Here is a 19,712-nt window from a genome sequence, read left to right as displayed (position 1 = left end):
GGCACGCGCTCCGGGGCGGGCGTCGTCAGAACAGCACGGTCGCGTAGGTCCCGACCTGCTCGAACCCGACCCGGCGGTACGTCGCGAGCGCGGCCGCGTTGTAGTCGTTGACGTACAGCGACACCACGGGAGGCGCCGCACCGCGCGCCGCGTCCGCGGGCCCGGGCTCGCGCGCGAGACGCACGACGGCGGCCATCCCCGGAGCGGCGATCCCCTGCCCGCGGTACCGCGGGTCGACCCACACGCCCTGCACCTGCGCGACGCGCGGAGTGACCGCGCCGAGCTCCGCCTTGAAGACCACGTGCGGCGAGCGGCCGGGCTCCGCGGCCATGCGGACGAAGGACCGGCCCGCGAGCACGAGCGAACGGACGCGCTCCTCGTACGCGCGGCCCCCTCCCTCGACCGGCGAGTAACCGACCTCCTCGGTGAACATGCGCACGCACGCGGGCAGCACCACGGGGACCTCCGCCGGGACGGAGCGGCGCACGTGCGGGTCGGGCTCGACGTCCGGGTCGCGGTCGATCGCGAGCGACGGCTGGTTGGCCCGGATCTCGCGCGGCGCCGGCCAGTGCGGGGCGAGCAGGTCCCACAGGGCCAGGACGGCGTCGCGCTCGCCCACGACCGACGACGACCGCCGCCCCGCGTGCCGTGCGAGCGCGGCGAACGCGGCGACCGCCGTGCGGGCGCGGTCGGCATCGAGCGACGCCGGGACGACCGGCACGAGGTTCGCCCCGGCCCAGCACACCGCCTCGAGCGGACCGACGGCGGGGAAGCCCCAGGCCTGGCCGCCCGCGGCGTGCAGGCCGGCGTGCTGCGCGACGGCGAGCCGCGCCGCCGCGAGCGTCGACGCGACCGGGTCGCCCGCGCACACCGCGAGCGCCTCGGGGACGTCCGCGTCGGAGAGCACGCGGGCCCGCTCGGCCGCGTCGTCGCCCGACCCGGCGCGCGCCCGTGGCCGCAGTGCCGGGACGGACGGGCGCCAGCGGCTCACGAGGGCGTCAGCCGACCGTGACGACCGGCGGACCGGCCTGCGCGTCGTTCTCCGGCGTCATGGTCTCCGCGATGCGCAGCGCCTCCTCGATGAGGGTCTCGACGATGAGCGACTCGGGGACCGTCTTGACGACCTCGCCCTTGACGAAGATCTGCCCCTTGCCGTTGCCCGACGCGACGCCGAGGTCCGCCTCGCGCGCCTCGCCCGGGCCGTTGACGACGCAGCCCATGACGGCGACGCGCAGGGGCACCTCCATGCCCTCGAGCCCGGCCGTGACCTTCTCCGCGAGCGTGTACACGTCCACCTGGGCGCGGCCGCACGACGGGCAGGAGACGATCTCGAGCTTGCGGGGGCGCAGGTTGAGCGCCTGGAGGATCTGGTTGCCGACCTTGACCTCCTCGACCGGGGGCGCGGACAGCGAGACGCGGATCGTGTCGCCGATGCCCTTGCTCAGCAGCGCGCCGAACGCCGTGGCCGACTTGATCGTGCCCTGGAACGCGGGGCCGGCCTCGGTCACGCCGAGGTGCAGCGGCCAGTCCCCCGCCTCCGCGAGCAGCTCGTACGCGCGCACCATGACGACCGGGTCGTTGTGCTTCACCGAGATCTTGAAGTCGTGGAAGCCGTGCTCCTCGAACAGCGACGCCTCCCACACGGCCGACTCGACCAGCGCCTCGGGCGTCGCCTTGCCGTACTTCGCGAGCAGGCGCGGGTCGAGGGAGCCGGCGTTCACGCCGATGCGCAGGGACACGCCCGCGTCGGACGCCGCCTTCGCGATCTCCTTGACCTGGTCGTCGAACTTGCGGATGTTGCCCGGGTTCACGCGCACCGCGGCGCAGCCCGCGTCGATCGCGGCGAACACGTACTTGGGCTGGAAGTGGATGTCGGCGATCACCGGGATCTGCGACTTCTTCGCGATCGCCGGCAGCGCGAGCGCGTCGTCCGCGCTCGGCACCGCGACGCGCACGATGTCGCAGCCCGACGCCGTGAGCTCCGCGATCTGCTGGAGGGTGGCGTTGATGTCCGTCGTCGGCGTCGTCGTCATGGACTGGACGCTGATCGGCGCGTCGCCGCCGACGTCCACCTTGCCGACCTTGATCTTGCGGCTCTTGCGGCGCGGCGCGAGGACCGGCGGCGGCGCGGCAGGCATTCCGAGACTGATGGGTACGCTCACGCCCCTAGTATCCCCCGACGACCGTCCGACGCCGCACGTCGGACCTGTCCGGGTCGTCACCTTCCCGCTCGGTCCAGCACATCTTCGCGGCCCCTCCACGCGCGCCACGCCGAGGTAGGGCCAGCGGTCGCGAGAGAGAGCCCGCCGCACGCTACGTCGCGACCGGGGATTCCCCCTCTCGGACGGCTCGCGGACTACGTCAGGCGGACGGGGTCGACGATGTCGGCGAGGATGAGGAGAGCGCCGACGCCGACGAGGACGACGAACATGACGTACGCGACGGGCATCATGCGCGCGAGGTCCGCCGGGCCGGGGCGCGGGAGCCCGCGGACGCGCGCCACCGTGCGCTTGGCCCCCTCGTAGAGGGCGTTGACGACGTGACCGCCGTCGAGCGGCAGGAGCGGGATGAGGTTGAAGACGAACAGCGCGACGTTGAGCGCCCCGAGCAGGAGCAGCATCTGGACGAGGCGGTCAAGGACCGGGTTGTCCGCGCCCGCGACGTCGACCGCGACACGCCCGACGCCGACGACGCTCATGACCGAGTCCTGCTCGCGCGGGGCGTCGGTGAACGCGGCCTCCGCGGCCTCGTAGACCTTGACGGGCAGGGTCGCGATGATCCCCACCGTGCCGCTGACCTGCTGCCACGTGGCATCGAGAGCGTTCCCCACGGTGCCTCGCGCGCGCTCCTGCACGGGGACGAAGCCGACGGCCCCCGCCGGCTCGGTCACCGGCCGGCCCTCGTCGTCGACCACGGGGGCGCCGTCGTCGCCGATGACCTGGCGCTGCACCTCGGCGGGCGTGATCGTCAGATCGACACGCTCACCGTCGCGCTCGACGACCATCGGGACCGTCTCGTCGGCCGACCCACGGATGAGGCCTGAGAGCTGCTCCCACGAGGTCACGTCCTGGCCGTCGTATGCGACGACCGTGTCGCCGGCCTCGAGCCCGGCGGCGAGCGCGGGGGACGCGTCCGCGCCCTCGGCGCACTGCGTCTCCTCGGTGGTGATGCTCGTGGCGAGGCAGGGGTTGACGCTCGCGACCGTCGTCGTGACGGCGCCGCCGGGCAGGCCGATGCCGACGAACACGACGAGGAAGAGCACGGCCGCGATGACGAGGTTCATGAAGGGGCCGCCGAGCATGACGACGACCTTCTTGGGCGCGGAGAGGTTGTAGAACGCGCGGTGCTCCTCGCCCGGCCGGATCTCCTCCGTGCTGGCGTCCCGCGCGTCGGCCACGACCTGGGAGAAGAACCCGCTGCCGCGGGGGCGGGCGCCCGCGGGCGCGGGCGGGTACATGCCCACGAGGCGCACGTAGCCGCCGAGCGGGATCGCCTTGAGGCCGTACTCGGTCTCGCCCTTGGTGCGCGACCACAGGGTCGGACCGAAGCCGACCATGTACTGGCTCACGCGGACGCCGAACTTCTTCGCGGGCACCATGTGCCCGACCTCGTGCAGCGCGATCGAGACGACGATCCCGACCACGATCACCAGGATGCCGATCAGCGTGGCCATCGTTCCCTCTGCTCCCTCTCGACGTCAAGGGCGGTCGTCCCGCCCCGACGGTTGCTCGTCACCGGCGGTCCAGCAGCTCGTGGGCTCGCGCGCGCGCCCAGGTCTCCGCCTCCGCCAGGTGCTCCAACGTCAGCGCGTCCGCGGGGGTTCCGTCGTGCGCCGCGAGCACGCGCTCGACCGTCGCCACGATGTCACCGAAACCTGCGCGTCCGCTGAGGAACGCCGCGACGGCCTCCTCGTTCGCCGCGTTGTACACCGCCGGGTGCGTGGCGCTCGCCGCCACGGCCGCGCGCGCGAGCCTCACCGCGGGGAACGCCGCGTCGTCGAGCGGCTCGAACGTCCACGACGTCGCGGCGGACCAGTCGCACGGCGGCGTCACGGGGTCGAGCCGGTCGGGCCACGACAGCCCGAGCGCGATGGGCAGGCGCATGTCCGGCGGCGACGCCTGCGCGATCGTCGAGCCGTCGACGAACTCGACCATGGAGTGCACGACGGACTGCGGGTGCACGACGACCGTGATGTCGTCGGCCGGGACGTCGAAGAGCAGGTGCGCCTCGATGAGCTCGAGACCCTTGTTCATGAGGCTCGCGGAGTTCACGGTGACGACCGGACCCATGGCCCAGGTGGGGTGCGCGAGCGCCTGGTCGACGGTCGCGGCCTTGACCGCGTCGGCCGCCCAGCCGCGGAACGGGCCGCCCGAGGCGGTGAGGATCAGCCGGCGCACCTCCGGTCGCGTCCCGGACCGCAGGCACTGGGCGATGGCCGAGTGCTCGGAGTCCACCGGGACGATCTGGTCCGGGCGCTGCTGGGCCGCGTGGACGAGCGCTCCCCCGGCGACGAGCGACTCCTTGTTCGCGAGGGCGAGCGTCGACCCGGCGCGCAGCGCGGCGAGCGTCGGGCCGAGGCCCACCGACCCCGTGACCCCGTTGAGGACGACGTCGCTCCCCCGCGCCGCGAGCTCGGCCGCGGCGTCGGGTCCGGCGAGCACCTCGGGGACGTCCGCACGGCCGGCGCAGGCCGCCGACAGCGCCTCGGCCAGGTCCGCCGCGCGGGTCGCGTCCGCCACGCCGACCGCGCGCACGCCCAGGTCGGCGGCCTGGCGCGCCAGCAGGTCCACGTCGCTCCCGCCTGCCGAGAGCGCCTCGACCCGGAACCGGTCGGGGTGGGCCCGGACGACGTCGATCGCCTGCGTGCCGATCGACCCGGTCGAGCCGAGGATCGTCACGGTGCGCGGGGTGGGTGCAGGTCCGTCGGGCATGGTTCCCATCCTTCCAGGCCGCGGGCGGTGCACCGCACCGGGACGTCGTGCGGTCAGCGCGGCGCCGTCCACTCGAGCGTGCACCGGAAGAACAGCCGACGGCGCACGCGCGCGCCCGGCAGCAGCGCCCGGGCCGCGCGGGCGACCTCGTCCACGGTGTGCCGCGGGTCCCGGACGGGCATGCCCGGCGCGTCGGGCCCGGGGTCGTCGGGTCGGGCGCGGCGCGGGTGCTTCACGAGGCCCACGAGCGGGTTGAGGAGCGCGGACGCGACGTCGACGGCGAGGTCCCGGGGCGTGGCGACGCGGGCGAGCCCCACGACCAGCAGACAGCCGCCCGGCGCGAGGAGGTCCCGCGCGTGCCGGAGCGCCTCGTCGAGCTCGAGATGGTGCAGCACCGCGACCATCGTCACCGCGTCGTACCCGCGGTGCTCCGGGGAACCGGTCCCCGGCCCGGGCGTCCCGCCCGGCGAGCGGACGTCGTCGGGCGAGCGGACGTCGCCGAACCGGAGCCGGCGCACCGTCACGGCGGGGTCGGCAGCGTGCAGCGCCCGGGCCTGCGCGACCATGCCCGCGTCGGCGTCGATCCCGTGCACCTCGGCGGCCCGGGCCCGCAGCCGGCCCAGGAGCACGCCGGCGCCGCAGCCGACGTCGAGCACGACGCGGGCGTCGTGCGGCACGCGCCGCACGACCCAGCCGTGGAAGTGCTCGTTGTGGTTCCAGGGGTGGCGGGCGTTGAACGTCGCGAGCGACGCGACCGCGCGCCGCAGCGGACGGATCGGCGTCGCCCGGGGGTCGAGGCTCACGCGCGGCGGGGCGTCGTCACTCGACGCCGAGCAGCACCTCGATGGCGCGCGCGAAGAACGCGTCGACCGGACCCTCCGCGTAGCCGTCGCGCCCGCGCGCCCGGCCGAACGTCGCGGACCGGATCTCGGCCGCCGTGATCGGGACCTGGCGGTCGAAGTAGGCGACGAGCCGGTCGCACAGGTCGTCGACGTCGTCGATGTCGTAGGCCGGCTTGCCGCGCTCCGCGAGCGCGAACTTCTCGCCGTCGGGACGACCGAGGCGCCCGTAGAGCGTCCGCGCGCGCTCGGCGAGCGCGTTCATCCACGCCTGCTGCCCGTGCGCCGCGACGTACTCGGCCCGCTGGCGCGCGATGAACGCGCCCTCGAGCCGGTCGAGGGCGGCGTCGACCTCGTGCGTGTCGTAGCCGCCACGGACCAGGTCGAAGACCGACGCCTGGATCTCGGTGCTCGTGAGCCGCTCCGACACCCGGCCCTCGTAGACGTCACGAGCGTGCTCGAAGAAGTCGTCGACCTCCTCGGGGTCGTACCCGTTCCGGGTCTTCGACACCGTGGTGAACAGCGAACTCACTCGTCCTCCTCTGCAGCGAGCTGCCCGCAGGCGCCGTCGATGTCGCTGCCGCGGGTGTCACGGATCGTCGTCGGGATCCCGTGACCGCGCAATCGTGCCACGAACTCCGCCTCGACGGCAGGGTCGCTGGCCGTCCAGATCGATCCGGGCGTCGGGTTGAGCGGGATCGGGTTGACGTGGACCCAGCCGCGGCCGCGCGCGTTGAGCTTCTCGCCCAGGAGGTCGGCGCGCCACGCGTGGTCGTTCATGTCCTTGATGAGCGCGTACTCGATGCTCACGCGGCGGCCCGTAACCTCGAAGTAGTGCCGGGCCGCGTCGAGCGTCTCGTCGACGCTCCACCGGGTGTTGATCGGCACGAGCTCGCTGCGCAGGTCGTCGTCCGGGGCGTGCAGCGACAGCGCGAGGGTCACCGGGATCCCCTCGTCGGCGAGCTTGCGCATCGCGGGCACGAGCCCGACCGTCGACACCGTGATGTTGCGAGCGGACATCCCGAGCCCGTCGGGCGCGGGGGCGACCAGACGGCGCACCGTGCCCATGACGGCCTTGTAGTTCGCGAGCGGCTCGCCCATGCCCATGAACACGAGGTTGTTGAGGCGCGCCGGGCCGCCCGGGATCTCGCCGTCCGCGAGCGACCGGGCCGCGGAGCGCACCTGCTCGACGATCTCCGCGACCGAGAGGTTGCGCGTCAGGCCGAGCTGCCCCGTCGCGCAGAACGGGCACGCCATGCCGCAGCCCGCCTGGCTCGACACGCACAGGGTCGAGCGCTGCGGGTAGCGCATGAGGACCGACTCGACCTTCGCGCCGTCGAAGAGGTGCCACAGCGTCTTCACGGTCGTGCCGCCGTCGGCCTCCATGCGCCGCGCCGCCGTGAGCAGCGGCGGGAAGAGCGCCTCGGCGAGCACGTCGCGGGTCGCCTTCGGCAGGTCCGTCATCGCCTCGGGGTCGCGCGTGAGGTGCGCGTAGTAGTGCGTCGCGAGCTGCTTGGCGCGGAACGGCTTCTCGCCGAGCTCGACGACGACGTCCCGCACCTCCTCGGGCGCGAGGTCGGCGAAGTGGCGCGGCGGCTTGCCGCGGCGCGGGGCCGACATGACCAGCGGCAGCGGCTTCGACTCCGCGGACGGGCGGACGGAACGGACGGTCATGAGGAGGTCCAAGCGTGGGGGGCGGTGCGGACGGGTGCGCCGCGCCGTGAGCCGGGCCGTCAGGCGGCCAGGGCGAGCAGCACGTACACGAACGGGGCGGTGAGGAGCATGGAGTCGAGCCGGTCGAGGATGCCTCCGTGGCCGGGCAGGAGCGACCCCATGTCCTTCAATTCTAGGTCCCGCTTGATCATGGACTCGGCGAGGTCGCCGATCGTCGCCGTGAGCGGCGCCAGGACGCCCAGCGCGACGCCGAGCAGCGGGCTCGCGCCGAGCCCCACCACCGCGCCGACGACCCCGACGGCGGTCGCCAGCACGAACGACCCGGCGAGCCCCTCCCACGACTTCTTGGGGCTGACGGACGGGGCGAGCGGGTGCCGTCCGAACAGGACGCCCGCGACGTACCCGCCGACGTCGTTCGCCACCGCCAGCAGGATGAAGAGCAGGACCCGCACGCGCCCGTCCGGTGCGGCGAGCATGAGCATGACGAATCCCGCCATGAACGGCAGGTACGCCGCCGCGAAGGTCGCGGCGGCGGCGTCGCGCACGGCGGCCGTGCCCGACCCGTCGATCACGCGCCAGACCACCGCCCCCGCCACGGTGAGCATGAAAGAGACGAGCAGCGCCTCGGGCCCCGAGTAGTACGAGGAGACGAGGATGCCGACCGTGCCCACGAGGAGCGGGAGCAGCGGGAGGTGCAGGTCGCGGCGCCGGAACGCCTGGGCGAGCTCCCACAGCGCCGCGCCCACCGCGACGGTCGCGAGCAGCACGAAGAGCTCGGGCCGGAAGGCGAGGCTGACCGCGACGAGCGCGAGCAGGCCGAGGCCCACCGCGATCGCCACGGGGAGGTTGCGGCCCGCCTTGGGTGCGCGCGCCGCGGTCGTGCCTTCGCCTGCGGACGTCGAGGAGGTGTCGGTCATCGGTGCGTGGAGGAGCTCGCCGGACGAGGTGCTCAGACCTCGAGCAGCTCGCTCTCCTTGCCCGCGAGCAGCGCGTCGACCTGGTCGACGTGCGCCTTCGTGAGGACCTCGAGCTCCTTCTCGGCGCGCGCGACCTCGTCCTCGCCGGCCTCGCCGTCGCGCGCGATACGGTCCAGCTCCTCCTTCGCCCGACGGCGGACGTTGCGGATCGCGACGCGTGAGTCCTCCGCCTTCGACTTCGCGAGCTTCACGAAGTCACGACGACGCTCCTCCGTGAGGGCGGGCAGGACGACCCGGACGACGTTGCCGTCGTTCGAGGGGTTCACCCCGAGGTCGGAGTCGCGCAGCGCCTTCTCGACCGCGGTCATCGAGCTCTTGTCGAACGGCGAGACGAGGATCGTGCGCGCCTCGGTCACCGTGAACGACGCGAGCTGCTGCAGCGGGGTCGGGGCGCCGTAGTAGTCGACCGTGATCTTGTTGAACATCGCGGCGTTCGCACGGCCCGTGCGGATCGCGGCGAAGTCCTCCTTGGCCACCTCGACGGCCTTGTCCATCTTCTCCTCGGCCTCGAGGAGGGTCTCGTCGATCACCAGTGCTCCTTCGTCGTTCGTCGTGGGTCGGTCCGTGCGGTCGTGGCCGGGGTCACCGGCCTGGTCGCACCGGTGTCAGTCGGTCGTGACCAGTGTGCCAATATTCTCGCCGACCAGGGCGCGCGTGACGTTCCCCGGCTCGCTCATGCCGAACACGCGCATGCGCACGTCGTTGTCCCGGCACAGGCTCAGCGCCGTCGCGTCCATGACCCCGAGGTCGTTGACGAGCGCGTCGGTGTACGTGAGGTGGTCGAGCTTGGTGGCCGACGGGTCCGTGCGCGGGTCCGCCGTGTAGACGCCGTCCACGCCGTTCTTGCCCATGAGGACCTCCTGGCAGTGCGTCTCGAGGGCGCGCTGCACGGAGACCGTGTCGGTCGAGAAGTACGGCATCCCGGCGCCGGCGCCGAAGATGACGACGCGGCCCTTCTCGAGGTGCCGGATCGCGCGCAGCGGGATGTACGGCTCGGCGACCTGGCCCATCGCGATGGCGGTCTGCACGCGCGTCTTCACCCCGGCCTGCTCGAGGAAGTCCTGGAGCGCGAGGCAGTTCATGACCGTGCCCAGCATGCCCATGTAGTCGGCACGCGCGCGGTCGAGCCCGCGCTGGGAGAGCTCCGCCCCGCGGAAGAAGTTGCCGCCACCGACCACGATGGCGACCTGGACGCCCTGCTCGACCGCGGCCGCGATCTCCTGGGAGACGCGCTGGACGACGTCGGGCGCGAGGCCGATCTGCCCGCCGCCGAACGTCTCGCCCGACAGCTTGAGGAGCACCCGCCGGTGCTCGGTCCCCGTCCGGGGCTCGGTCTGCTCGCCTGCCGTCACTGTCGACACCTGTCCTTCGTCCTGGCCCGGTGGGGCGGGGTGGTCCTGCTCCGCCGTCGTCCACCTGATGGTGCGGCACGTCGGCGGTCGTCGCGCGCCCGGGCCTGGCCCGGGTGCGCGGTCGGCCCGGACCCGCCGTCCACGAGACGACGGGGCCGGGCCGACGGGGGCGTCAGGCGCCGACGCGGTAGCGCACGAACTCCGTGATGGTGCCGCCGGCCTCGGAGACGACCTGGCCGACCGTCTTCTTCGGGTCCTTCGCGAGCGGCTGGTCGACGAGGACGACGTCCTTGAAGAAGCCGTTGAGGCGACCCTCGACGATCTTCGGCAGCGCGGCCTCGGGCTTGCCCTCGTTGCGCGAGGTCTCCTCGGCGATGCGGCGCTCGTTCTCGACCGTCTCGGCCGGGACCTCGTCGCGCGAGAGGTACGTCGGGGACATCGCGGCGACGTGCTGCGCGACGTCCTTCGCGACGGCCTCGCCCGCGGCGTCCGTGGCGACGACGACGCCGATCGACGGCGGCAGGTCGCGCGCGGTGCGGTGGAGGTACGCGGTGACGCGCTCGCCCGCGACGCGGGTCACGCGGCGCAGGACGATCTTCTCGCCGAGCGTCGCGGCCTGGTTGTCGATGACCTGCTGGACGGTCTCGCCGTCCGCGTCCGCGGCGAGCGCCGCGTCCGCGTCGCGCGCACCGGCCTCGGCCGCGGCCTTGAGCACGCGGTCCGCGAGGGAGATGAACGTGTCGTTCTTCGCGACGAAGTCCGTCTCGGAGTTGAGCTCGATGAGCGTCGCGACCTGGCCACCCTCGGTGTCGCGGATGTCGACGGCGACGAGGCCCTCGGAGGTCGAGCGGCCCTCGCGCTTGGCGACGCCCTTCAGACCCTTCACACGGATGATCTCGAGCGCCTTGTCCGCGTCGCCGCCCGCCTCGTCGAGAGCCTTCTTGACGTCGAGCATGCCGGCGCCGGTGCGCTCGCGCAGGGCCTTGATGTCAGCGGCGGTGTAGTTCGCCATGGTGGTTCCTCACTCGTGGTTCGTCACGGGTACTTCGTCACAAGCGACGTGCTGGCGGCACCGCGTGGGTGCCCGGTACGCCGGTGGTACGGCACGGGGTGCGCGACGGTCGCCCGTCGCGCACCCCGGGACGTCACTTGGTCTCGTCGGCCTCGGCGTCGGCGACCACGGCCTCGGCGTCCGCGACGACGGCAGCCTCGGCGGCGGCCTCCTCGACGACCTCGGCGGTGGCGTCACCCGGCTCCTCGGCGGCGACCTCGGCGGCAGCCTCGGCCACGCCCTCGGCCGCGGCGGCCTCGACGTTCGCCTCGGCGGCCTTCTCGTCCGCCTCGAGCTGCTGCTCGGCGCCGGCGAGGAGCTCGCGCTCCCACTCGGCCAGCGGCTCGGCGGAGGCGCCCGCCTCGGCCTCGGCGCCCGAACGGCCCGAGTGACGCTGGAGCAGACCCTCGGCGACGGCGTCCGCGATGACCCGCGTGAGCAGCGTCACGGAGCGGATCGCGTCGTCGTTGCCCGGGATCTTGTAGTCCACGACGTCCGGGTCGCAGTTCGTGTCGAGGATCGCGACGATCGGGATGTGGAGCTTGCGCGCCTCGTCGACCGCGAGGTGCTCCTTGTTCGTGTCGACGATCCACACGGCGGAGGGGACCTTCGCCATGTCGCGGATGCCGCCGAGCGTGCGGGCGAGCTTGTCCTTCTCGCGACGCAGGACGAGGAGCTCCTTCTTCGTGAGCGCCGAGCCGGCGACGTCGTCGAAGTCGATCTCCTCGAGCTCCTTGAGGCGCTGGAGACGCTTGTGCACCGTGGTGAAGTTGGTGAGCATGCCGCCGAGCCAGCGGTGGTTCACGTAGGGCATCCCGACGCGCGCGGCCTGCTCGGCCACGGGCTCCTGGGCCTGCTTCTTGGTGCCGACGAAGAGGATGGAGCCGCCGTGCGCGACGGTCTCCTTGACGAACTCGTACGCGCGGTCGATGTACGACAGCGACTGCTGGAGGTCGACGATGTAGATGCCGTTGCGCTCGGTGAAGATGAAGCGCTTCATCTTCGGGTTCCAACGGCGGGTCTGGTGCCCGAAGTGGACACCGCTCTCGAGGAGCTGGCGCATGGTCACGACGGCCATGACACGTCCTTTCGCCGTGCGGCCCGGGATCCACCCGGTGCGCGCACGCTTCTGGCGGTCCCTCCCGTGGGACGGACCGCGGTGCGGTTGTCGGTGACGACCCTGGTGGTCGCACCCCTGGCGCCACCCGTGCCGACGCCTGCGACGCACCGTGGACGGTGCGAGCAGGACCGACGCCGGACGCGGCCCCACCCCGACCCGGACGAACCGGGAGACGAGGGCGAGGACGTGACGCGCGAAGTCGACCGGCTCCGTCCTCGGCCGAGGTGGTCCCTCGGGCCGGGCACGGCGAACGCGCCGGTCGCAGCGGCAAGTCTACCCGACGGCAGGGCCGACCACAGCCGCCGTCGTGCGCCGTCGCGCGGGCCGCTCGTCCACAGCCGAGCCCGACGCGTCCGCGCCCGTCGGCGTGACTCCGGCACCCTGACCCCGTGACCCTCGACCGCGCTCGACTCCCGTCCGCTCACCCGCCCGCCCGCCGTGCGGTCCGTCTCGCCGACGGGCCGTCCGGCCGCACGACCGATCACCTGCCCGGGCACCCGGCCGTCGGGCAGTCTGGCGGCACGACCACGCGTCCTGCCCGGTTCCGCGGAGCCGTCCTCGTGCTCGGCGCGCTCGTGGTCCTCGCCGCACCCGTGGCAGGAGCGGCGTCGACTCCCGGGCCTGGGCAGGGAGCCGCGTCGCGCGGGTGGGTTCCCCCGCTCGACCGGGAGGTCGCCGACCTGGACGTGCTCGCGCCGTTCGACCCGCCGGAGCACGACTGGCTGCCGGGGCACCGGGGCGTCGACCTCGCGGCCGCCCCCGCGGAGACCGTCCGCTCCCCCGCCCCTGGCGTGGTCTCGTTCACCGGGCCCGTCGCGGGGCGCGACGTGGTCGTCGTCCTGCACGACGACGGGCTGCGCACCTCCCTCGAGCCCGTGACGGCGTCGGTCGGGCGCGGCGAGCGCGTGACGTCCGGGTCTGTGCTCGGCACGGTGCAGGCCGCGGAGAGCGCCGCGGGAAGCCACTGCGCCGCCACGTGCGTGCACTGGGGCGTGCGACGCGGCGAGCGCTACCTCGACCCGCTGGCTCTCCTCGGCGACCGGCCGCCGATCGTGCTGCTTCCCCTCGGGGAGGGCTGACCGCGCGGGCCGCGGCGGGTCACGGCGGATCACGGCGGACCACGGCGGACCACGGCGGACCACGGCGGACCACGGCGGACCACGGCCAGCGTCAGGCGCGCGGGAACGCCTGCTCGAACGAGGTGCGCAGCCGCTCCGCGGTCACGTGCGTGTAGCGCTGCGTCGTCGCGAGCGAGGAGTGCCCGAGGATCTCCTGCACGCTGCGCAGGTCCGAGCCCCCGGCGAGGAGGTGCGTCGCGGCGCTGTGCCGCAGGTCGTGAGGGGCGACGTCGTCGACGCCCGCCGCCGCGGCGAGGCGGTGCACCGCCTCGCGGACCTGCCGCTGCCCCCAGCGTCCCCCGCGGTCGCCTAGCAGGAGCGCGGGGCCCGAGCGCGCGGTGACGAGGGCGGGCCGGCCCACGTCGAGCCAGCGGGTCACCGCCCGCGCCGCCGGCACGCCGAACGGCACGACGCGCTCCTTGTCGCCCTTCCCGAGCACGCGCACCACGCGCTGCGCGAGGTCCACGTCGTCGACGTCGACCCCCGCGAGCTCGCCGACTCGGATCCCTGCCCCGTAGAGGAGCTCGACGGCGGCCCACTCGCGCAACCGGGCCGGCTCACCCTCGACGGCGGCCTCGCGCGCGTCGTCGAGCAGGCGCGCCGCCGCGTCGACCGCGAGGACGGTCGGCAGGGTGCGGGGCACGCGCGGGCTCGCGAGCCGCGCCGCCGGGTCGGAGTCGACACGCCCCGTACGCCGCGCCCAGTCGAAGAACGCCCGCGCCGCCGCGCCGCGCCGGGCGAGGGTCGCCCGGGCCAGCCCGCGCTCCGACTGCGTGGTGAGCCACGCACGCAGCGCGGCGAGGTCGACGTCGCGCGGTGCCGCCGCGCCGTGGCGGACGGCGTGCCGCAGCAACGACTCGACGTCGCCGGTGTAGGCGCGGACCGTGTGCGCCGACGTCCCCTGCGCCACCTCGAGGTGCACCGCGAAGTCCGCGAGCGCCGCACGCATCGCCTCGGGCAGCGCGACGGCGGGTTCCGCGACGCGCTCGTCCGCGGGGTGCTCCTCGGAGGTGTCTGCTCGTGTCACGCCCCCAGTCTCGCGCGCGGCGAGCCCTGGCCCGGGGAGGCGCTCCGCTCTGCTCGCCGCTCAGGGCCCACGCACGCTCAGCGCACCTCGCACGGCCCATGACTCATGGCTCACGCACGCGCCGCCAGCCGACGGGCGACCGCTCGGCGAGCCCCCGGGCCTCGAGCCTCCCCAGCGCACCGACCACGTCCGCCACGGCAAGACCCGCGGCGCGGGCCATCGCCTCGGTCGAGGCTCCCGCACGCAGCGGGAGCGCGTCCCACGTGCGCGTCTCGACGGGGTCCAGGTCGTCGTACGGGGCGTCGTGGGGTGCTCGCCACGAGGTCGCGGCGGGAGCGGCGGGCGCCGCGTCGCGCGCGAGGTCGCCCGCGAGCTCGACGACCTCGTCCGCGTCGGTGACGCACACCGCCACGCCGTCGCGCAGGAGCCGGTGGCACCCGGTCGACGCCATCGACGTCACGGGGCCCGGCACGGCACCGACCGGCCGGGAGAGCTCCGCGGCGCGCGACGCCGTGCTCAGCGAGCCCGAGCGCCAGGCCGCCTCGACGACGACCGTCGCCCGCGCGAACGCCGCGATGAGCCGGTTGCGCAACAGGAACCGCACCCGGCTCGGGACGGACCCGGGCGGGACCTCCGAGACGACCGCGCCGCCCGACTCGACGACCGAGCGGAGCAGCTCGACGTTCCCGGCCGGGTAGAACCGGTCCACGCCCCCCGCGAGGAACGCGACCGTCGGTCCGCCCGAGAGGATCGCCGCCCGGTGCGCCGCCGCGTCGATCCCGTACGCGCCTCCGGACACGACGGTGAACCCTCGCGCCGCGAGGCCCGCTGCGATCTCGCCCGTCACGCGGCGGCCGTAGTCGGTGCAGGCGCGGGCGCCGACCACCGCGACCGAGCGCGCCGCGAGGTCCTGCACCGCTGCGCTCCCCCGCACCCACAACGCGAGCGGGCGGACGGGCCCGAGGTCGTCGAGGCCGGACGGCCACCGGTCGTCGCCCGGCACGACGAGCGTGCCGCCGAGGCGCTCGAGCACGCGCAGCTCACGGCGCGGGTCCAGCCCGTCGAGGCGGGGAGCCCAGCGCCCGACGGCCCGCAGGAGCCGCGCCACCGACCGGGCGCGCGGGTCGTGGTCCGTCACGCGTGCGTCGGTCGCCCGTCCCACCGCGTCGCGCTCGGCCGCGCGCCGGCCGGTGGACCGTGCCGCCGGGTCGGGCTCGTCCTCGCGTGTGCCAGAAGAGCGACCGACCACGGGAACGCTCGTCGGACCTTCCCGCGCCGGAGGGGCACCGCCCGGCGCGCCGTCGTCGGCGAGACGGACCAGCGCGCGGCGCGCACCGGCCGGGTCACGCGCCGCCTCGTGGAGCCACTCGAGCGCCGGACCGGCGCCGAGCTGGTCGACGAGCGCGACCGCGACCTGGTCCCCCGGTTCCGCGACGCGCGACCACGCCGCGCGCGCGAGGCGTTCGTCGAGGACGTCGAACACGGGGCGCCCGTCCCCGGACCCGCGCTCAGGCACGGTAGCCCCGCGTGCGCAGCGCGAGCCCGGTCCCGACGTCCGCCCTCGTGGGCGCGGCGCGCCCGGCGAGGTCGGCGACGGTCCAGGCGAGGCGCAGGACGCGGTCCGCGCCGCGCAGGCTGAGCGTGCCGCGGTCGAGCGCGCGGTCCACGTCGGCCAGGAGGCCCGCGTCGGGGCCGAGCCGCTCGCGCAGCCACGTGCCGGGCACCTCGCCGTTCGTGCGCCACGGCGTGCCGGCGAGCCGGGACGCGGCCGCCTCCCGGGCCGCGGCGACCCGGGCCGCGACGACCGCGCTCGGCTCCGGGGCGGCGGCCCTCGCGCGCTCGACCCGCGTCACCGGCCGGACCTCGACCTGCACGTCCACCCGGTCGAGGAGCGGGCCGGAGAGCCGACCGAAGTACCGTCGCTGCGCCACCGACGAGCACGAGCACTCGAGCCCCTTGCCGACGCCCTGGCCGCACGGGCACGGGTTGGCGGCGAGCACGAGCTGGAACCGGGCGGGGTAGCGCGCCGTCCCGCCCGCCCGGTGGATGACGAGCTCGCCGTGCTCGAGCGGCTGGCGCAGCGTCTGGAGCACGCGCGCGCCGAACTCGGGCGCCTCGTCGAGGAAGAGCACGCCCCGGTGCGCCCGCGACGCGGCCCCGGGCCGGGGCAGGCCGCTGCCCCCGCCGACGATGGCGGCGGGCGTCGCGGTGTGGTGCGGGTCCTCGTAGGGCGGGCGGTGGACCAGTCCCGCGCCCGGGTCGAACACCCCGGCCACGGAGTGGACGGCGGTGACCTCGACCGCCTCGCTCTCCGTGAGGTCCGGCAGGATCCCGGGGAGCCGTGAGGCGAGCATCGTCTTGCCCGCGCCCGGAGCCCCGACGAGGAGCAGGTGGTGGCCGCCCGCGGCGGCCACCTCGAGCGCGTGCCGCGCCTCGTCCTGCCCGACGACCTCCGCGAGGTCCCCGGGGCGGGCCACGGGCACGACGGGGCGCGGGACCACGACCGGCGCGGCCGCCTCGTCAGCGCCCTCGAGCGACGCGCCGTGGAGCCGCGCGACGTCCGCGAGGCTCGCCGCCCCGACCACCCGGGCCCCGGGCACGAGGCGCGCCTCCGCCACGTCGGCCGCCGGCACCACGACGTCCGGGAACCCCGCCGCGACCGCGGCCGCCACGGCCGGCAGGACGCCGCGCACGGGCTGGAGCCGACCGTCGAGGCCCAGCTCGCCGAGGTGCACGACGCCGTCCGCCGCGCCCGCGGGCAGCACCTGGGCACCGGCGAGCAGCGCGACGGCGATCGCGACGTCGAAACCCGTCCCGGACTTGGGCAGCGCCGCCGGCGAGAGGTTGATCGTGACCTTGCGCTGGGGCCACGCGATGCCCGACGACGTCACGGCCGCGCGCACACGGTCGCGCGACTCGCTGAGCGCGGTGTCCGGCAGCCCGACGAGGACGAAGCCCGGGACGGACGCCGCGAGGTGGGCCTGCACCTCGACGACGTGACCGGAGAGCCCGACGAGCGCGACGGCGCGCGTGGTCCCGAGCCCCATCAGGCGCTCACCCCGACGAGATGCTCGACCCGTGCCGCACCGGCGCGCGCCACGAGGACCGCGACGACGTCGATGCGGACCGACCGGGCGCGGACGTCGTGCGTCGCGAGCCACTCCCCCGTGAGCCGGCGCAGACGGCCGAGCTTCGCGGGCGTGACGGCCTGCGCCGGGTGCCCGAACCCCGTGCCGCGCCGGGTCTTGACCTCGACGGCCACGAGCACGTCGCCGTCGAGCGCGACGACGTCGAGCTCGCCGCGCGTCCCGCGCCAGTTGCGGTCGAGGAGCGTCCAGCCCGCCTCGACCAGGTGGGCCGCGGCCACCCTCTCCCCGTACCGCCCGACGGCGTCGTTCGCTCCCATGGGCTCACCTCCGCGGCCCACCGTGGGGCACGGCGCGGGAGCGGCACCAGGGGCGCCGGGCGGCCTGTGGGACCGCCGTCAGGCAGCGGTCCTGTGCACGGCCACGAAGGGCGTCAGAGCTGGAGCTCGGCCTTCGCGAGCTCCTCGACGTTGACGTCCTTGAACGTCACGACGCGCACCGACTTCACGAACCGCGCGGAGCGGTACACGTCCCAGACCCACGCGTCGGCGAGCCGCAGCTCGAAGTAGACCTCACCGGCGGCGGAACGCACCTGGAGGTCGACCTGGTTCGCCAGGTAGAAGCGGCGTTCGGTCTCGACGACGTACGAGAACAGGCCCACCACGTCGCGGTACTCGCGGTACAGCGCGAGCTCCATCTCGGTCTCGTAGTTCTCCAGGTCTTCGGCGCTCACGGCTCCATCATGGACCATCGGCGGCCGCCGGACCGGACGGAGGACCCCGGTCAGCTCGTCGGCAGCCCGGCCTCGGGGTCGAGCTCGAGCACGTCGACCGGGTCGCCGTACGCCGGGACGCCGATGCCCTCGTCACCGCGCTCGGGCAGTCGCCAGGACCGCCGGTGCTGCGGCGTCGGGCCGTGCTCGCGCAGGGCCTCGACGTGCGCCGCCGCCCCGTAGCCCTTGTTCTGGTCCCACCCGAAGGCGGGGTACTGGCGCGCCAGGCTCGTCATGAGGCCGTCGCGCTCCGTCTTCGCGAGCACGCTCGCGGCGGCGACCGACGCGCACTGCAGGTCCGCCTTGACGAGCGTGCGCACGCGCGGGTCGACGAGACGGACGTCGTCGTGCGGGTCCAGGTCGAACGCCTCGAAGAGATCCACCGCCGAGGGGCGGCTCAGCCAGTCGTGCTTGCCGTCGAGCAGGACCGCGTCGACGTCGCCGACCGTCCGGCGCACCTGGGCGAGCGCACGGCGGCCCGCGAGCCGCAGCGCGCCCACGATCCCGTGCGCGTCGATCTCGGCCGGGCCGGCGTGGCCCACCGCCCACGCGACGCACCACGAGCGCGCGAGGGGCACGAGCGCCTCGCGCGCCGCCGCGGTGAGGAGCTTGGAGTCCGTGAGCCCGGGCGGGCACGGCTTCGTCGCGAGGTCGACGACCACGACCCCGACCGAGACCGGCCCGGCGAGCGCGCCGCGACCGACCTCGTCCATCCCGGCGACGAGGCGGGCGCCGTCGCGCAGCATGGCGCGCTCCTGGCGCAGGTCGGGCCGCCGACGCGCGGGTGCCCGGCGCGCCGGTGCCCGCGCGGGCTCCGGACGCGCGACGGCGTCGAGCGTCACGGCTCCACCTCGGGGACGTCGGCGAACACGTCGCCGGGGTTGCGCAGCAGACCGACGTGCGACAGCGGCCACACCTTGACGAACGCCGTCCCCACGACGTTGCTCATCGGCACGAACCCGCCTCCGGGCTTGCCCTGGTTGTAGCGAGAGTCCGCGGAGTTCTGCCGGTTGTCGCCCATGACGAACAGCATGTCGGCGGGGACCGTGCGGTCGAACGCGTCCTGGCTGGGGATCGACCCCGGCTTGATGTACGTCTCGTCGATCGGCACGCCGTTGACGCTCACGCGGCCCTCCGCGTCGCAGCACACGACGTGGTCGCCCGGCACGCCGATGACGCGCTTGATGAGGTGCTCCCCCGTGTCCTGCGGCAGCAGGCCGACGAACGTCAGCGCCGCACGGACCGCCTCGGACACCGGGCTCTCGTCCTGGGGCTCCTGCGGCGGCAGCCAGCCGCCCGGGTCCTTGAACACGACGATGTCGCCCCGGTGCACGTCGAACGCGCCGGGCACGAGACGGGACACCATCACGCGGTCGCCTTCGACGAGCGTGTCCTCCATCGAGGCGCTCGGGATGAAGAACGCCTGGACGAGGAACGTCTTGATGAGCAGGGACAGCACGAGCGCGCTGACCACGATGATCGCGGTCTCGCGCAGCAGCGACGACCTGCGCGGGCGCTCGCGCGGGGCGACCTCGTCCCCTTCGGCCGCGAGGTGCTGGCCGTGCGGGGGGCGCCCGTCGTCCTCGGGGCCGAGCGCCGCGCGCTCGGTGCCGGCGTCGGGGTGCGGGCCGCGGGGCGGGGCGCTGTCGGTCACGCGTTCACAATGCCACCTCGGGAGGCGATCCGGGAAACGGAACCGGCCCGCGGACAGCGGCCCCGGGTACGCCGACGGCGGCCGCCCCGGGAGGGACGGCCGCCGTCGGAA

At 74.8% G+C, this 19,712-nt stretch carries 20 protein-coding genes; 1 reads left to right on the top strand and 19 read right to left on the bottom strand.

The window, feature by feature from the left end; genetic code table 11:
• Positions 1 to 25: 25 nt before the first annotated feature.
• From BXA05_RS17605 to rpsB, 12 genes are all read right to left on the bottom strand, one after another.
• Positions 26 to 991 (bottom strand): GNAT family N-acetyltransferase, encoded by a 966-nt coding sequence (locus tag BXA05_RS17605; protein ID WP_083712006.1) that lies wholly within the window; start codon positions 989 to 991, stop codon positions 26 to 28.
• 7 nt (positions 992 to 998) lie between these two features.
• On the bottom strand, positions 999 to 2,138 hold the full coding sequence (gene ispG / locus BXA05_RS17600; protein ID WP_021482273.1) for a flavodoxin-dependent (E)-4-hydroxy-3-methylbut-2-enyl-diphosphate synthase: 1,140 nt from the start codon (positions 2,136 to 2,138) through the stop codon (positions 999 to 1,001).
• 218 nt (positions 2,139 to 2,356) lie between these two features.
• On the bottom strand, positions 2,357 to 3,673 hold the full coding sequence (locus BXA05_RS17595) for a M50 family metallopeptidase (RefSeq protein ID WP_076406449.1): 1,317 nt from the start codon (positions 3,671 to 3,673) through the stop codon (positions 2,357 to 2,359).
• Positions 3,674 to 3,731: 58 nt separating this feature from the next.
• The gene (gene dxr / locus BXA05_RS17590) at positions 3,732 to 4,931 is read right to left on the bottom strand and encodes a 1-deoxy-D-xylulose-5-phosphate reductoisomerase (protein WP_076406447.1); all 1,200 of its coding nucleotides are present in this window, start codon (positions 4,929 to 4,931) and stop codon (positions 3,732 to 3,734) included.
• Between the two features lie 53 nt (positions 4,932 to 4,984).
• Positions 4,985 to 5,734, bottom strand: coding sequence for a class I SAM-dependent methyltransferase (locus tag BXA05_RS17585; RefSeq protein ID WP_211435875.1), 750 nt, complete (start codon positions 5,732 to 5,734; stop codon positions 4,985 to 4,987).
• A gap of 16 nt (positions 5,735 to 5,750) precedes the next feature.
• Positions 5,751 to 6,302, bottom strand: coding sequence for a DivIVA domain-containing protein (locus BXA05_RS17580; RefSeq protein WP_021482018.1), 552 nt, complete (start codon positions 6,300 to 6,302; stop codon positions 5,751 to 5,753).
• Positions 6,299 to 7,444, bottom strand: coding sequence for a dual-specificity RNA methyltransferase RlmN (rlmN, locus tag BXA05_RS17575; protein WP_061268935.1), 1,146 nt, complete (start codon positions 7,442 to 7,444; stop codon positions 6,299 to 6,301). Before rlmN ends, BXA05_RS17580 begins: the two co-directional genes overlap by 4 nt.
• A gap of 59 nt (positions 7,445 to 7,503) precedes the next feature.
• Positions 7,504 to 8,361 carry a phosphatidate cytidylyltransferase gene (locus tag BXA05_RS17570; protein WP_076406445.1) on the bottom strand — a complete coding sequence of 286 codons (858 nt, stop codon included), beginning with the start codon at positions 8,359 to 8,361 and terminating at the stop codon, positions 7,504 to 7,506.
• Positions 8,362 to 8,393: 32 nt separating this feature from the next.
• The gene (gene frr / locus BXA05_RS17565; RefSeq protein WP_021482015.1) at positions 8,394 to 8,951 is read right to left on the bottom strand and encodes a ribosome recycling factor; all 558 of its coding nucleotides are present in this window, start codon (positions 8,949 to 8,951) and stop codon (positions 8,394 to 8,396) included.
• A gap of 75 nt (positions 8,952 to 9,026) precedes the next feature.
• Entirely contained in the window at positions 9,027 to 9,782 is a 756-nt protein-coding gene (pyrH, locus tag BXA05_RS17560) for a UMP kinase (protein WP_061268933.1), read from the bottom strand.
• 163 nt (positions 9,783 to 9,945) lie between these two features.
• Positions 9,946 to 10,785: a translation elongation factor Ts gene (tsf, locus tag BXA05_RS17555; protein WP_034652463.1), complete on the bottom strand. Its 840-nt coding sequence runs from the start codon at positions 10,783 to 10,785 to the stop codon at positions 9,946 to 9,948.
• Positions 10,786 to 10,918: 133 nt separating this feature from the next.
• On the bottom strand, positions 10,919 to 11,902 hold the full coding sequence (gene rpsB / locus BXA05_RS17550) for a 30S ribosomal protein S2 (protein WP_034652460.1): 984 nt from the start codon (positions 11,900 to 11,902) through the stop codon (positions 10,919 to 10,921).
• A 431-nt stretch (positions 11,903 to 12,333) separates the two neighbouring features.
• Between rpsB and BXA05_RS17545 the strand changes: the two genes are divergently transcribed.
• Positions 12,334 to 13,023 (top strand): murein hydrolase activator EnvC family protein, encoded by a 690-nt coding sequence (locus tag BXA05_RS17545; protein WP_244550508.1) that lies wholly within the window; start codon positions 12,334 to 12,336, stop codon positions 13,021 to 13,023.
• Positions 13,024 to 13,114: 91 nt separating this feature from the next.
• On the opposite strand, the gene BXA05_RS17540 is transcribed toward BXA05_RS17545, so the two are convergent.
• From BXA05_RS17540 to lepB, 7 genes are all read right to left on the bottom strand, one after another.
• On the bottom strand, positions 13,115 to 14,011 hold the full coding sequence (locus BXA05_RS17540) for a tyrosine recombinase XerC (RefSeq protein WP_061268943.1): 897 nt from the start codon (positions 14,009 to 14,011) through the stop codon (positions 13,115 to 13,117).
• Between the two features lie 181 nt (positions 14,012 to 14,192).
• Complete coding sequence (gene dprA, locus BXA05_RS17535; protein WP_083712022.1) at positions 14,193 to 15,572, bottom strand: DNA-processing protein DprA; 1,380 nt, start codon at positions 15,570 to 15,572, stop codon at positions 14,193 to 14,195.
• Positions 15,573 to 15,597: 25 nt separating this feature from the next.
• On the bottom strand, positions 15,598 to 17,136 hold the full coding sequence (locus tag BXA05_RS17530; RefSeq protein WP_061268931.1) for a YifB family Mg chelatase-like AAA ATPase: 1,539 nt from the start codon (positions 17,134 to 17,136) through the stop codon (positions 15,598 to 15,600).
• Entirely contained in the window at positions 17,136 to 17,495 is a 360-nt protein-coding gene (locus BXA05_RS17525; RefSeq protein WP_061268930.1) for a YraN family protein, read from the bottom strand. The genes BXA05_RS17530 and BXA05_RS17525 overlap by 1 nt, the downstream gene beginning before the upstream one ends.
• Positions 17,496 to 17,608: 113 nt before the next feature.
• Positions 17,609 to 17,908: a DUF2469 domain-containing protein gene (locus BXA05_RS17520; RefSeq protein WP_024840525.1), complete on the bottom strand. Its 300-nt coding sequence runs from the start codon at positions 17,906 to 17,908 to the stop codon at positions 17,609 to 17,611.
• A gap of 50 nt (positions 17,909 to 17,958) precedes the next feature.
• Entirely contained in the window at positions 17,959 to 18,789 is an 831-nt protein-coding gene (locus BXA05_RS17515; RefSeq protein ID WP_369824901.1) for a ribonuclease HII, read from the bottom strand.
• Complete coding sequence (lepB, locus tag BXA05_RS17510) at positions 18,786 to 19,601, bottom strand: signal peptidase I (RefSeq protein ID WP_114553592.1); 816 nt, start codon at positions 19,599 to 19,601, stop codon at positions 18,786 to 18,788. The genes BXA05_RS17515 and lepB overlap by 4 nt, the downstream gene beginning before the upstream one ends.
• Between the last annotated feature and the right edge of the window lie 111 nt (positions 19,602 to 19,712).

The sequence above is a fragment of the Cellulosimicrobium funkei genome (genome assembly GCF_900155925.1).
In the GTDB taxonomy this organism is placed as follows: Bacteria; Actinomycetota; Actinomycetes; order Actinomycetales; family Cellulomonadaceae; genus Cellulosimicrobium; species Cellulosimicrobium funkei.
This window is presented reverse-complemented; position numbering and strand designations above follow the sequence as displayed.

Coding starts and splice junctions, on each gene's coding strand:
- BXA05_RS17540 (WP_061268943.1), bottom strand. CDS start 14,011: ATGCGTGCGGCGCTCGCGGACTTCGCGGTGCACCTCGAGGTGGCGCAG.
- BXA05_RS17525 (WP_061268930.1), bottom strand. CDS start 17,495: ATGGGAGCGAACGACGCCGTCGGGCGGTACGGGGAGAGGGTGGCCGCG.
- BXA05_RS17570 (WP_076406445.1), bottom strand. CDS start 8,361: ATGACCGACACCTCCTCGACGTCCGCAGGCGAAGGCACGACCGCGGCG.
- BXA05_RS17530 (WP_061268931.1), bottom strand. CDS start 17,136: ATGGGGCTCGGGACCACGCGCGCCGTCGCGCTCGTCGGGCTCTCCGGT.
- ispG (WP_021482273.1), bottom strand. CDS start 2,138: ATGCCTGCCGCGCCGCCGCCGGTCCTCGCGCCGCGCCGCAAGAGCCGC.
- BXA05_RS17595 (WP_076406449.1), bottom strand. CDS start 3,673: ATGGCCACGCTGATCGGCATCCTGGTGATCGTGGTCGGGATCGTCGTC.
- rlmN (WP_061268935.1), bottom strand. CDS start 7,444: ATGACCGTCCGTTCCGTCCGCCCGTCCGCGGAGTCGAAGCCGCTGCCG.
- rpsB (WP_034652460.1), bottom strand. CDS start 11,902: ATGGCCGTCGTGACCATGCGCCAGCTCCTCGAGAGCGGTGTCCACTTC.
- dxr (WP_076406447.1), bottom strand. CDS start 4,931: ATGCCCGACGGACCTGCACCCACCCCGCGCACCGTGACGATCCTCGGC.
- tsf (WP_034652463.1), bottom strand. CDS start 10,785: ATGGCGAACTACACCGCCGCTGACATCAAGGCCCTGCGCGAGCGCACC.